Raw genomic sequence first — 13,744 nt, 5'->3', positions numbered from 1 at the left:
ATAAGACTAACGAGAAAATCCAAAAAAATTCATAATATCGTGCCAACGAATATCTTCAATATAACTCAACGAAGGATAATGTTCTAAAAGCCAAAATGAAAGATCCTGCATAGAACCTGTTAAAAACAAAATCCCTGTAAGAATAAGAAAAACACCAATAATTTTTTCAACTTTTCCTAAATGAATACGAAAAGCGCCTAAAAATCGCATAAAACTGCTCGAAAATAAAGCTGCCAACATAAAAGGAATAGCAAGACCTAATGCATAAACTGCTAAGAGAACAGCTCCTTCACCTACAGTTTCTTTTGTTCCAGCAAGCGTTATAATAGGACCTAAAATGGGACCAATACAAGGTGTCCAGCCAAAGGCAAAAGCTAAACCTATAATATACGCGCCTAAAGGACCAGCAGGTGTTTTTTTGGTCTGAAAACGCGCCTCACGAAATAAAAAAGCGATTTTGAAAATCCCCAAAAAGTTTAAACCAAAAATAATAATGACAATTCCAGCAGCAAGAGCAAACCAATCACGATAATAACCGATGAATTGACCAATTGTGCTAGCACTGGCACCTAAAGCAACAAAAACAGTCGTAAACCCAAGAACAAAAGCAATAACAGAAGACAATAAAGCCCACCTTATAAAGACTTTCTCAGCAGGCTTTTCTGAACGAAAATCATCAATACCAATTCCTGCCATATAGCACAAATAAGGAGGAACTAACGGCAAAACGCATGGTGACAAAAAAGAGAGAGCCCCAGCAAAAAACACACCAACTGTTGAAATTTCAATCAAAATTCATACCCCGTCTTTCATCATAGTTTACCCCCATGAACAAAGATCAATCCACATCTTCATCAACTCGTTGCATATTTTCTTCATTCGCTACCACACTTATATCTTCATCATGACCAGAAACGACTGAAAAAACTTTTTGATAGATTTTATCTTTATTTTTAGCAATTGCAATATACTCTCCCTCTGCTAACACAAGTGAAACATACGCACCAACTGTTTCATAAACGATATCACCAGAATCATTGGCAAGAGACCAACTTGTATCTGCAAGCGCTTCTCCTCCTTCTTGTCGTACCAGCTTTAAGACAATCTGAGCGGCCTGATGTTCAAGAGTAATTTCTGTTATTTTACCAGCATCCACCTGAATATCCGAACGAGCGGTCGCATTAATAGAACCATAATGGGAAGCAACATGGTAGCGGCCAGCTTTTAAACGCACAACTGATTGGGGTTTAACATTTGATATAATCACTCCCGTATCATCATTTTCTTTTTCATCCTCATAGATAGTGAAACGGAGTTCTTTTTCATTCATTACACCATTGAGCAGTGTTGCATTTAAAATGACACCACCAGCCTCAAGATTAAAGTTTTTTACAAGACTCTGCCCATTTTCTAAACGAATATGGCGCACAGCACTCATATGACCAAATGAGACATGAACAAGATAATTTCCTGGTTCGAGATCAAAACGTGCACTTCCCCCCTTATAGGTTGCCACTAATGGTAATTTATTATCAATCCCTAGAATAGGGGCATAAACCCGCCAGACAAGCCCTTTTTCAATATCCGGATGACTCTTTGTTAATCGAGCCTTCAAAATGAGTTGTGTTTGAGAGGCTAAGTTTTCGTTTTCCTGCTCTTGAGTCTTGACAATAAAACTCCTTGATTGTCCCTGCTGCTGATCTTGCCCTTCTCCTGCTTCAGAAAAAGCACAGTGGCTCCAAGTCAATAAAGTAAGTACCACGCACAACCATACACATCGGTGCACTATTTTTATAAGAATACCCATTTTTGCATTGTTGATCAACATGATCTTTTTTTCAAGAAACAATATCACACAGCCATCATTTTAAATTGAGAAACTTACACCACAACCACATGATGAAACAGCATTGGGATTGTGGATTTGAAAAGACTGTCCCATAAGATCATCAACAAAATCAATCTCAGCTCCTTCCATGAAAGGAAGTGATAGTAAATCAATAAACACAACTGCCCCGTCTTTTTTGAGAACGAGGTCATCTTCACACATTTCAGAAACCAAGTCATATTTATAAGAAAAACCAGAACACCCACCACCTTCAACAGAAATACGTAAGGCTATTTTATCGGGTTCACGCAAAAGTATCTGTGCAATTTTTTTAGCAGCAACATCTGAAATTTTCACATTCATTTTATATATCCTTGCATTAAACCATCAAGAAAGAGTATCCCACACTTACAGAGCAGTTTATTTGTCATAAACCACTCTCAATTTTAAGATGATAATGGACAGCTTGCAATGGATATAGGAAATATCAACTTCAATTACCAATCTCGAGCAGTATACAGTGCTCATCCACAAACAAGCCGTGGTCGGTTATACTATGAAACAATGAGCACTACACGCTCACCTTTTCAACGAGATAGAGATCGTATTATCCATTCTAATGCATTTCGACGTCTTAAACATAAAACACAAGTGTTTATTGCTGATGAAAGCGATCATTACCGTACTCGTCTAACCCATTCCATAGAGGTTTCTCAAATTGCAAGAACATTAGCCCGTGCCCTGTGTCTTGATGAAGACCTTGCCGAAGCCATTGCCCTTGTTCACGACTTTGGACACACACCCTTTGGCCATGCTGGAGAAGATGCTCTTAATGAAGCCATGGTACATTATGGCGGCTTTGATCATAATGCACAAGCATTACGCATTGTCACAAAATTAGAACAGCGCTATGCAAATTTTGATGGACTTAACCTTACATGGGAAACCCTCGAAGGACTTGTAAAGCATAATGGTCCCCTTTTAGGTCCTCACGCAAAGAATAAGGAGGTTCCTATCGATATTTTACAATACAATGCAAAGCAAGACCTTGCACTCGATTGTTTTGCAGGGCTAGAAGCGCAATGTGCTGCTATTGCAGATGATATCGCATACAATGCGCATGATATTGATGATGGTCTACGTTCGCAATTTTTAACACTCGATCAATTTGAACATGTTCCACTAACAGCAGCAATATTAAAAGATATAACAGATGAGCATCCCCACCTCGACCAAGCGCGTCGCGGTTACACACTTGTACGAAGACAAATAACAACCATGGTTGAAGATGTTATCAAACAATCACAAGAAAATTTAGCACGCATCAAACCAACCAGTATAAACGATATTCACCAAGCAAAACAAACCATTGTCACCTTTTCACCGACAATGACCGTTTATGAAAAAGAACTAAAAAACTTTTTATTTAAAAATCTTTACTACCATGAACAAGTTCTTAGTCGTCGCAATGCAGCAAAATGCATTGTACAAAAATTATTCAATTGTTATTATGAAAATCCAAATACAATGCCTGAAAGTTGGCAGAGCAAAACAGTGCACTTAAAAAATCAAGAATTAGCACGTTTGATTGCTGACTTTCTTTCAGGCATGACGGATCACTACGCTCTACGTGAATATCAGCGTTTATTTGACCATACAGATAATTTCGTTTAATGGCTTTTGGCATCATCATGGAAGCTAAATATGAATATCTTTAAAAACTTCGAAAAAAAAATTAAAAGATCAATTGAATTATCTGATATAAAAGGAAAAAATGGAGAAGATCTAGATTTATCAAAAATCACTGTTGATCCTCCGCGTGATTCCTCCCATGGTCATTTATCAACCAATGCTGCTATGGTGCTTGCAAAATCTATTGGGCTCAATCCCCGTGCACTTGCCGATAAAATCATAGAACTTCTTAAAAATGATTCCTCTATCGAAAATATAGATGTTGCCGGTCCTGGTTTTATAAATATAAAGCTTACAAAATTATTTTGGCAAAATGCTATAAAATCCATGCTTGAATTAGGCACTTCTTATGGTCGTATTCCAATGGGACAAGGAAAACGCGTCAATGTTGAATATGTCTCAGCAAATCCGACAGGACCAATGCATGTAGGACACTGCCGTGGAGCGGTTGTTGGGGATGTTCTCTCCAATTTGCTGCAGTTTACGGGCTATAACATTACAAAAGAATATTATATCAATGATGCTGGTCAACAAATCGAAGTCCTCGCCCACTCTGTACTATTGCGCTATCGTGAGGCTCTTGGGCAAAAAATTAATGAAATTCCAGAAGGACTCTATCCTGGAGAATACTTGATACCATTGGGTCAATCGCTTGCTCAAGAGTTTGGTGACCAACTCCTCACGATGGATAAAGATGAAGCCTTATCTCTTGTGAAAGAACGTGCAATTCATGCAATGATGTCCATGATTCGCGAAGATTTGGCTGCTCTTAATATTTATCATGATATCTTTTTCTCTGAGCGAATGCTTTATGCAGATAATGCACGCGCCATTCGTAACACCATCAACGACCTCACTTTAAATGGTTATATCTACAAAGGAAAACTCCCCCCTCCCAAGGGACAAAATATAGAAGACTGGGAACCAAACGAACAAACTTTATTCCGTTCAACAAATGTCGGTGATGACCAAGACCGTGTTTTAGTCAAATCTGACGGTTCTTACACTTATTTTGCTGCTGATGTTGCTTATTTTAGGGATAAATTTAATCGTCATTTTGATGAAATGATTTATATTCTAGGCGCAGACCATGCTGGCTATGTAAAGCGGCTAGAGGCAATGGCAAAAGCAATTTCTGGGGATAAAGCTAAATTAAGCGTCTTCTTGTGTCAATTGGTAAAACTTTTTCGCAACGGTCATCCTGTACGCATGTCAAAAAGAGCAGGATCTTTTGTCACGCTACGCGATGTTGTCGAGGAAGTTGGTCGTGATCCTGTACGTTTTATGATGCTATACCGTAAGTGTGAAGCGCCTCTTGATTTTGACTTTGCAAAAGTAACAGAACAATCAAAAGATAACCCCATCTTTTACGTACAATATGCAAGTGCACGTTGTCACTCAGTCTTTCGTCAAGCACAAGAAGCGCTTCATATTAAAAGCTTTTCAAATGATACATTGATTGCCCATCTTCATCGATTAACAGATGACCATGAAATATTGTTAATACGCAAACTTTCTGAATATCCACGTATCATTGAACAGGCCGTAGTTCATAAGGAACCGCATCGATTAGCGTTTTATCTTTATGACCTTGCTTCCAGCTTTCACACCCATTGGAATAAAGGGAGTGAAAATCTCAATTTACGCTTTATTCAACCTGATGATAAAGAATTATCCTTTGCAAGATTGGGATTGATACAAGCTGTTATCAATACTTTATCATCAGGGCTTACCATCATAGGAGTCGAAGCCCCCATAGAAATGCGTTGAAAAAGTTCTATAAATACATACAATAGGTACTCTATTGGTAAACTTTTTCATGTATCCTTGCATGAGAGGGGGAAAATTTATAATTTTAATATAACAAATCAAAATCAACCATTTATTGCACGTAAGTGCAAACCATCATGTGAGAAAAGCTATGAGCGATAACGATCGCAAAAATCTACACGAAACAAAACACGATCATGAACACCATGATCCCTTAGAAAGGCTTACGCGCATTTTTAATCCGCACAAACAAAGCGGAAACAAAAATGAGCAATCTTCTTTAAAAACAGATCGATCAACATCTCACCCTGAAACATCGCCCCATGATAATGATTTTGATTTGTCCTTTCTAGAAGAGGAACTTGAAAATAATTTAGCACATGACTTACCGTTCAATGATCAAAAAAAACAATGGGACTTGCATGCAATCAGCAACGCAACAGCCTCAGATATTGCACAAGCTGCTTCTTTCAACCATTCAAAACGAAATAATTTATCTAAAGAGAAATATTCTTCACCTAGCAGCCATGATGAAGAACAAATTTTAGATGCACTTTCTCCATTACCAATCCCAAAGAATCAATCACCTCAACAGAAAACAACAGCAACCAGTGCTAATCCTTTTCTTGAAAAAAGTAATCTTATGTCACAATCAGAATCAGAAAATTTCTTTTTTGATAAATCTGAAAGGCGCGAAAATAAGAGAGAGATGCCTGAAGATGTTGAACGAACCAATCGTTTTTCACAAATAAATTCACAACAACCTGAGACTACGAATATACAAAAAACTTATGATGACAATCAAAACTTCTATGACACTCCTATAAACCATCCCTATAAAATTTCAGCTGATCAAGAAAATTTGATTAAAAAAGATTATCCTGATGTCTCCTTTTCTACAGAGGAAAATGAGTTTTTCTCATCTTCTAATATTGAGTCAGAAAAACAAAACACTGCAAGAAATCAAACAACAAGTACCTTCTCCTCACCTTTAGATTCTCCACCAGTTGATAGACAATCTTATTTAAAGGGGGCTTCACAAGAAGATCATACAACCAATTATCCCCATTTTTTTGAAGAAAACCCCTCACAACAAGAAACTTATAGCGAAAAAGTTCCGATATATAATGAAGCTCAAACCCAACACATCAATAACACTGAAAATATCTCTAACCTAAACAGAGAAATTTCATATAACAAAAATAATTTAGATGAGTTTCTTTCCTCATCAGCCTCCCTCAATACAAAACAAACGGATAGCTTTTTTGCCCATAACTATACGGGCAGAGATACTCCTCCTCCCACTGTTGATACTTATAAATTTTCAGAGGAAATCGTAGAAAAAACTGGCCCTATTATGGTTCCAGAAGTCCCGTATGAAGCCCCAGAATATGATGTACCGACTGGTAGTAGTTTAGAAGAAGAATTTGCTGACGTGCTCAATGTAGGAAATGTCCCAACAGACAATTTTTCTCAAAGACAACAGAAAAATGAGTTTTTTAATGAAATTTTTCAACAAACTATGCAAAATTCAAAAGAAGGTGTTCATATAAACTCTAAAGAACAAAATGCCAACTATTTTTCTGCTGCCAATATGGAGTACAATTCTCCCTCTTTTACCGAGAATTCACCATATACAAGCTCAGATGAGGTTTCCACACCTCCATCAGCTCCTCCTCCCTTAAAAAGTTTTATTTTTGGTAAAACTTTCATTAAAGGTTTTTTTATACTTATTTTAATAGGAATTGGGTTTGCTGGTTATTCTCACTTTTTTATGCCATCACAAAAAAATGAAGAAACGGTCATTATCCACGCTGATAATACGCCTTTTAAATTCAAACCAGAAACAACTGACACGAAAAATGATGTTGCACATAATTTAGATATCTATAAACAAACAACTGAACAAAATGAGAAACAAGAAAATACACAACAATTTCTTATTGATAACTCTGAAAAACCTAAAAATTTAGAAAAGTTAAATCCAGAAGAATCTTCAAACTTTTCATCATCCTCTGCAAATGAATCTGATGTTGAAAATGCAGTCACAGAAGCTATCAATCATACTGTTTCCACACGAGAAGTACAAACTGTTATTGTAAATCAAGATGGTACAGTTACACTAGCGCCCGTGCATCAAACAGAGAGCAAAGCTACTGATCAATCTGAAGAAAGCACTGATCAAGATTCTAATGAACTTCAAGATTCGTCCCTTGTTTCGTCGCATGATTCTGATATAAACGATCAAGAAAGAGATCATGATCTCAAAAATAATATTGATAAAATAATCGCAGAAAATAATTCTAGCTCAAATATTGAAGAAAAATTTATTCCTATTCCTTCTCATGCAGAAAGAAATACACAAGTTGAAACGCCTGCCGCGTCTCGCCCCACATCACCAAACAGAGTCGCAGCACAAAATTCAGAAAGTTATTACGTACAACTTGCATCTCAACCAACGCATGAGCTCGCTAGAAATTCGTTAAAAAATATGAAATCTAAATTTGGATTCCTTATCGGGGCCCGTTCTTTAAATATTCAATCCGCTTTTATACCAGGAAAAGGTACTTATTACCGTGTTCGGATTCAAGCGCAAGACCGTAATGAAGCCATAATCCTTTGTGAATCCATTAAAAGTTCTGGTGGAAGCTGCTTCATCACACGCTAAACCAATAATGCAGCGGTTTTAACAACCGTTGCATTATTTATTTCCATACCATTTAATTACTTATCAAAAACTTCAGAAATTAAAATCGTCCAATCTTTTTCGCTTATCTGTTTGCACTAACTTTATTCTTTAATCTACGTCGATTTTCGCCCTATCTAAAAGATTATATTTATGAAAAAATCACTGCGTACCCTTATAGGTATAAGGTACAGAAGGGAGCGAATTTAAATCTTTTTGGGGCGTCGTTACAGTCTGACTTGTTTCTGGAGTATTATAATGCGAAATATGTTCAGGAGATTTCGCAAAAAAAGATCCTAAAAAACCAAAAATAAACCAGATAATAACCATCGCAAGAAGAATAGCAAAAATACCCTTAGCGATTGAAACACGCTGTTCACGATCTTTTCTTTCTTCTGCCATACGTTCTTCAAATGTGTGATAATTTTTATCAATCATAGTGGATTCCTTTTCTCGATTCCCTTACCTTTAAATTTCTAGAAAATATGAAATTATTCAGATACTTATTTTGAGAAAACGATAAATATAGATAAAGGTTCCAGATTACTTCATAAAGTTGAGAAAAGAGCCCAGAATAGAATCAAAAATATCGACCACTGCCTCTGAAATCTATAATAAAACATTGACACAAAGGTTTTGCTAATAATAGAGTTGTGATCAAAAGATCTCATTATTTTTATTAATAAAAAATAAAACATACTCAAAAGGTTTTTCTTATGAAATCTCCCATATCGTCACTTCCCTTTAAAACCGAAAAACATCCATCACCTCTGTCAGAAGAAAAACGGGAAAAAATTCTAAAAAATCCCGGTTTTGGTCAATTTTTTACAGACCACATGTGTACCATTCAATGGACTAAAGACAAAGGCTGGCATAATGCCATTATTTCTCAATACAAAGCTTTAGAAATTAGCCCTGCAAGTACCGTTTTGCATTACGGACAAGAAATTTTTGAGGGTTTAAAAGCATATCGTGCAAAAGATGGACGCATTTTGCTCTTCCGTCCTGATGCCAATGCACAACGGTTTATAGAATCAGCGAGGCGTTTAGCTATGCCAGCATTACCAAAAGATATTTTTCTAGATGCCGTTCATCAATTAGTCAAAATTGATCAAAAATGGGTCTCCGATCATCCCAATGCTAGCCTCTATATACGTCCATTTATGTTTGGCAATGAGAACTTTTTGGGAGTTCGCCCTTCTCAAGAATATCTTTTTTGTATCATAGCCTCTCCAGTTGAATCCTATTTCAAAGGAGAAGAAAAATCTGTCAGCGTCTGGATTGAAACAGATTATAGTCGAGCCGGTCCAGGAGGGACAGGGGCTGCCAAATGTGGTGGAAACTATGCAGCAAGCTTACTTGCACAAAAAAATGCAACTGAAAACAATTGTAGCCAAGTGCTCTTCCTTGATATGGTTGAACATAAATGGATTGAAGAACTTGGTGGTATGAATGTCTTCTTTATTATGGACAATAATACACTCATAACCCCTCCACTTAATGGAACGATCCTTCCAGGAATAACACGTCATTCACTCTTAGAATTAGCAAAACAAATGGGATTAAAAATAGAAGAGCGTCCTTATTCTTTTAAATCTCTTCAAGAAGATGCAAAGAGTGGACAACTTAAAGAAGTCTTTGCTTGTGGTACAGCTGCCGTTGTCACATCAATTGGCCGCTTTAGACATAAGGGGGGAGAATTTATTATCGGAAATGAAACAGTTGGAGAAATTACAAAGCAGCTTCGTACACAATTGGTTGGCCTTCAAAAAGGGAACATAGAAGATAAAAATGGCTGGGTGCATTCTGTGCAGCTCTCATAATAATAAGGGTATTCTCATATCTATAAACGCTTCCATGAAAGCAGATTCATGGAAGCGTATTTCCTAAAAAACTTCCTTTATTTTTAGTGACAAAAAAAGAAAACATTAATCAAATTTTGAATGATCTCTATGCTGTGCTTTAATATTACGAACTGTACCCGTATGGGAACGCATCACGAGAGTTTCCGTTTGAATGTAGCGAGGTGTAAATTTAACACCAGAAAGCATATTGCCATCTGTCACCCCTGTTGCTGAAAACAAAACATCACCTTTTGCCATTTCTTCCATTGTATAAACCTTATTGGGATCACTAATCCCCATTTTAGCAGCACGGGCAATTTTTTCTTCTGTATCAAGCAGCAAACGGCCTTGCATCTGTCCCCCAATGCAACGCAAAGCAGCAGAAGCTAAAACACCTTCAGGGGCTCCACCAATCCCCATATAGATATCAATACCTGTTTCTTCTGGATCAGTTGTATCAATAACAGCAGCCACATCTCCATCACCAATCAAGCGAATCGACGCCCCTGTCGTTCGTACTTCATTAACCAATTTTTCATGACGAGGTCTATCCATAATACAAACAACAATCTGATTAACAGCCACTCCTTTAGCCTTTGCAAGAGCATGGATATTATCGGTAGGACAAGCGTCTATATCGACTACTCCCTTTGGATAACCAGGACCAATAGCAATTTTATTCATATAAACATCAGGGGCATAAAGGAGATTACCCTTTTCAGCAATTGCAACTACTGCCAAAGAATTGGCAATATTTTTAGCACAAAGTGTTGTTCCCTCTAGTGGATCAAGTGCAATATCGATCGCCAATCCACTTTGAAGACCTACCTTTTCTCCAATATAAAGCATAGGCGCTTCATCCCGCTCACCTTCACCAATCACCACTGTACCATCAATAGGTAATCGATTAAGTTCCTGCCGCATTGCATCTACAGCAGCTTGATCCGCTGCCTTTTCATCGCCACGTCCGCGCCAGCGTGCAGCAGCAACAGCAGCACGCTCAGTGACACGTACCAATTCAAGCGTCAAAATACGATCAAGTCCATTTAAAATCTTCTGAGTTGTGGGCATATGAGAAATCCTACCGAATGAATACCAGAAAAAAATGAGTACTTATTAAGCACTAAGAATAAAGCTTTGGCAAAGATAAAAACTTTTCACAAGAGATAAAAGCACTCAAGCTTGCCTTTTTGTTATTATTAAAAAAGTTATCAATTCTCTGCCATCCGTTCAATACGAATAAATTGAGATTTTGCAATAAGATGTCCATCTTTTTCAATTTCTGCAAGTGCTTGTCGTACATTCACCTCTGTTGTTTCATGCGTAATTAAAATAATTGTTTTTTCAATTTGATCTTCTACAAAAGATCTTTGAACAATCGACTCCAATGAGATATGATTATCAGCCATATGCCTTGCGACCGCGGCAAAAACACCAGTACGATCATGAACATTTAAACGAATAAAATAACCACCTGCATGATGCGAAATACGTGCTTTTTTGTGAGGAGCAAGTTCTAATGCTGGGCGCCTTAAAACAGGTGCATACTGAAAACCAGAACGTGCTTTTGCTATATCAGCCAAATCACCAATAACGGCTGATGCTGTTGCCTTTCCTCCAGCGCCAGGACCCGAAAACAGTAATTCACCTAATAAATCACTTTGAATAGAAAGAGCATTGGTTACACCATTTATCTGTGCAATCATTGAGGATGCAGGTACCATTGTTGGATGAACGCGTTGCTCTATTCCAGAATCCGTTTTTAATGCAACCCCTAAAAGCTTAATCCGATACCCCAATTCATCAGCTGCTCGAATATCAATTTGCGAAATATTATGAATTCCTTCAACATAAACATCATCTAACGAAACAGCTGTTCCAAATGCCAAGCTTGTCAACAAAGCTAATTTATGAGCAGTATCATTTCCCTCAATATCAAAAGTTGGATCTGCTTCAGCATACCCAAGTCTCTGTGCATCTGCTAAACAATCTTTAAATGAAAGACCTTCCGTAAACATGCGTGTTAATATATAATTACATGTTCCATTGAGAATACCATAAATTCGCGATATGCGATTACTGACAAGTGATTCTCTCATCGCTTTGATGACAGGAATTCCCCCTGCAACAGCTGCTTCAAAATGAAGAAAAACACCTTTTTTTTCTGCAATTATAGCCAGCTCTACGCCATGTTGAGCAAGAAGAGCTTTATTGGCTGTTACAACATGATGTCCCGCCTCAAGCGCTCTCTTAACAGCGGTATACACCACATCCAATTCACCACCAATTAACTCTACAAAAACATCAATCTCATCAGAAGCAGCCAACTCCACAGGTGAATCAAACCATTTTATGCCACTGAGATCAATTCCACGATTGCGGCCTTTATCGCGTGCACTAACAGCAACAACTTTGATGAATCGCCCACATTGACAAGCTAAACTATTCGCTTTTTCACATAGAGCTCGAACAACTGAAGTACCAACTGTACCAAGTCCCGCAATACCAACTTTTAAAGCTTCTGCCATTATTAACCACTGATCCCTATCTTCATTGAAAAATCGTTTAAATGATGAGCCAATCAACACAAAGAATATCTATATCCATAAGAACAAAAGAAATATCCCGCTCTATTCAATTTATTTTCTCCAATAGAATTATCCCCGCTTATTCAATCAACATTCCTAAAAATATAATATTTATTGTCTTCAAAGATTTCAGAATCTTTATAAAATATTTAATTCAGAATGAAAATCTGTAAAACTAATAAATGCAAGTTGCCATAAAGAAAAGTTCTAAAAAATAATCAATAACAATTTAAAGAATATTGAAGACTTAGTAAGAAAGAATAAAAATATCTCTTCTAAAACGACAAATATGGAACAAAAAACATTCTTTCATATGATAAATTAAGAGAATGAATAAAATAAAGTAGATCAGTCAATAATAACACATTCCTTCCTACCATTCCATAGCTTAAACTATAAATCTTTAATGCAAAAATCCTCACGTAATCATATATCAAAATAGAACCTTACATTAAAGTAAAATACAAGACTTAATATGCACACACCATAATTCTAAAATATTGTAAATATGGAGAATAAATTTGTAAAATTCGAATATTTTATCTCAACTTATTGCCACCTCTTTAAAAAACTAGCGAATTGAAATGAGAAAAAGCTCTATCTACCCTTTATCCACGCTAATTCATTTTCAAATCAAGAACCTTCTCAATATGTAAAAGAACAAATGAGTTTTTTAACCTTAAATTTCTTACATAAATATAAAAGTAAATATAAAAAAATATTTTTTAATATATTCTATAAAAATTTCTTTAATATTTTCATTTTTAACATACAAATATCTATTTATATTTTGTTAAATATGCAAGTAATCTATGGATTATTCATAAAAAACTTTTTTATGATTGGTATTATGTTTTAATTTTGTAATAAATATTATCTTTCTACTTCATAAATTATACAGTTTTTGCTGTATGATAAGCTCAAATGAGCAATCTTTTGTACAAAGGCTCTTTCAAGCAAGTTAAATAATATTCTCATGTAGCGAGCAAAGATAACAAACGATAACATATGCAAAAAATAAATACATTTAAAATGCTGTTTTGATCATTTTTGCCTACTCCTCAAACTGGAAAAAAGAATTCAAACAGGAATCGCTCAAAAATTATTCAATAAAACACACTTTTTTCAAAAAAAATGACACAGAGGGCTTGCGAAGTAAAAAGATCCTCTCTATAAGCCTCATCATTGGTTTGCGCCCATCGTCTAGCGGTTAGGACATCGCCCTTTCACGGCGGAAACAGGGGTTCGATTCCCCTTGGGCGTACCATCATTCTTTCTTTATGTGTAATATATTCATTTTATTTGTTTTTTTAATGAGGGATGCATAAATAAAAAC

At 36.3% G+C, this 13,744-nt stretch carries 10 protein-coding genes and 1 tRNA gene; 5 read left to right on the top strand and 6 right to left on the bottom strand.

The window, feature by feature from the left end:
- Positions 1-6 precede the first annotated feature (6 nt).
- The 3 genes from ACFIJL_RS02815 to ACFIJL_RS02805 are packed head-to-tail and all read right to left on the bottom strand — an operon-like array spanning position 7 to position 2,191.
- A complete protein-coding gene (locus ACFIJL_RS02815) occupies positions 7-795 on the bottom strand; it encodes a cytochrome c biogenesis CcdA family protein (protein WP_375622469.1) in 789 nt (262 codons plus the stop codon).
- Positions 796-838: 43 nt separating this feature from the next.
- Entirely contained in the window at positions 839-1,828 is a 990-nt protein-coding gene (locus ACFIJL_RS02810; RefSeq protein WP_375622396.1) for a carboxypeptidase regulatory-like domain-containing protein, read from the bottom strand.
- A gap of 39 nt (positions 1,829-1,867) precedes the next feature.
- The gene (locus ACFIJL_RS02805) at positions 1,868-2,191 is read right to left on the bottom strand and encodes an iron-sulfur cluster assembly accessory protein (protein ID WP_273791197.1); all 324 of its coding nucleotides are present in this window, start codon (positions 2,189-2,191) and stop codon (positions 1,868-1,870) included.
- A 108-nt stretch (positions 2,192-2,299) separates the two neighbouring features.
- On the opposite strand from ACFIJL_RS02805, the gene ACFIJL_RS02800 reads away from it, so the two are divergent.
- The 3 genes from ACFIJL_RS02800 (at position 2,300) to ACFIJL_RS02790 (ending at position 7,958) form a co-directional block, all read left to right on the top strand.
- On the top strand, positions 2,300-3,502 hold the full coding sequence (locus ACFIJL_RS02800) for a deoxyguanosinetriphosphate triphosphohydrolase (RefSeq protein WP_375622395.1): 1,203 nt from the start codon (positions 2,300-2,302) through the stop codon (positions 3,500-3,502).
- A gap of 30 nt (positions 3,503-3,532) precedes the next feature.
- Positions 3,533-5,290, top strand: a complete 1,758-nt coding sequence (gene argS, locus ACFIJL_RS02795; RefSeq protein WP_375622394.1) for an arginine--tRNA ligase — start codon at positions 3,533-3,535, stop codon at positions 5,288-5,290.
- A 151-nt stretch (positions 5,291-5,441) separates the two neighbouring features.
- The gene (locus ACFIJL_RS02790) at positions 5,442-7,958 is read left to right on the top strand and encodes an SPOR domain-containing protein (protein WP_375622393.1); all 2,517 of its coding nucleotides are present in this window, start codon (positions 5,442-5,444) and stop codon (positions 7,956-7,958) included.
- A gap of 180 nt (positions 7,959-8,138) precedes the next feature.
- Here the strand turns inward: ACFIJL_RS02790 and ACFIJL_RS02785 are convergent, their stop codons facing one another.
- Positions 8,139-8,414, bottom strand: a complete 276-nt coding sequence (locus ACFIJL_RS02785; RefSeq protein ID WP_375622392.1) for a hypothetical protein — start codon at positions 8,412-8,414, stop codon at positions 8,139-8,141.
- Positions 8,415-8,692: 278 nt separating this feature from the next.
- On the opposite strand from ACFIJL_RS02785, the gene ACFIJL_RS02780 reads away from it, so the two are divergent.
- Positions 8,693-9,799 (top strand): branched-chain amino acid aminotransferase, encoded by a 1,107-nt coding sequence (locus tag ACFIJL_RS02780; protein ID WP_375622391.1) that lies wholly within the window; start codon positions 8,693-8,695, stop codon positions 9,797-9,799.
- Positions 9,800-9,904: 105 nt separating this feature from the next.
- Here ACFIJL_RS02780 and glpX read toward each other — a convergent pair whose 3' ends face one another.
- The gene (gene glpX, locus ACFIJL_RS02775) at positions 9,905-10,891 is read right to left on the bottom strand and encodes a class II fructose-bisphosphatase (RefSeq protein ID WP_375622390.1); all 987 of its coding nucleotides are present in this window, start codon (positions 10,889-10,891) and stop codon (positions 9,905-9,907) included.
- A gap of 140 nt (positions 10,892-11,031) precedes the next feature.
- Entirely contained in the window at positions 11,032-12,348 is a 1,317-nt protein-coding gene (locus ACFIJL_RS02770; protein ID WP_375622389.1) for a homoserine dehydrogenase, read from the bottom strand.
- A gap of 1,252 nt (positions 12,349-13,600) precedes the next feature.
- Between ACFIJL_RS02770 and ACFIJL_RS02765 the strand changes: the two genes are divergently transcribed.
- Positions 13,601-13,675 (top strand) — tRNA-Glu (locus tag ACFIJL_RS02765).
- The last annotated feature ends 69 nt before the right edge of the window (positions 13,676-13,744 follow it).

The sequence above is a fragment of the Bartonella sp. TT119HLJHH genome (genome assembly GCF_042193385.1).
In the GTDB taxonomy this organism is placed as follows: domain Bacteria; phylum Pseudomonadota; class Alphaproteobacteria; order Rhizobiales; family Rhizobiaceae; genus Bartonella.
The sequence above is the reverse complement of the archived record's forward strand: the minus strand, read 5'-3'. Positions and strand labels throughout refer to the sequence as shown.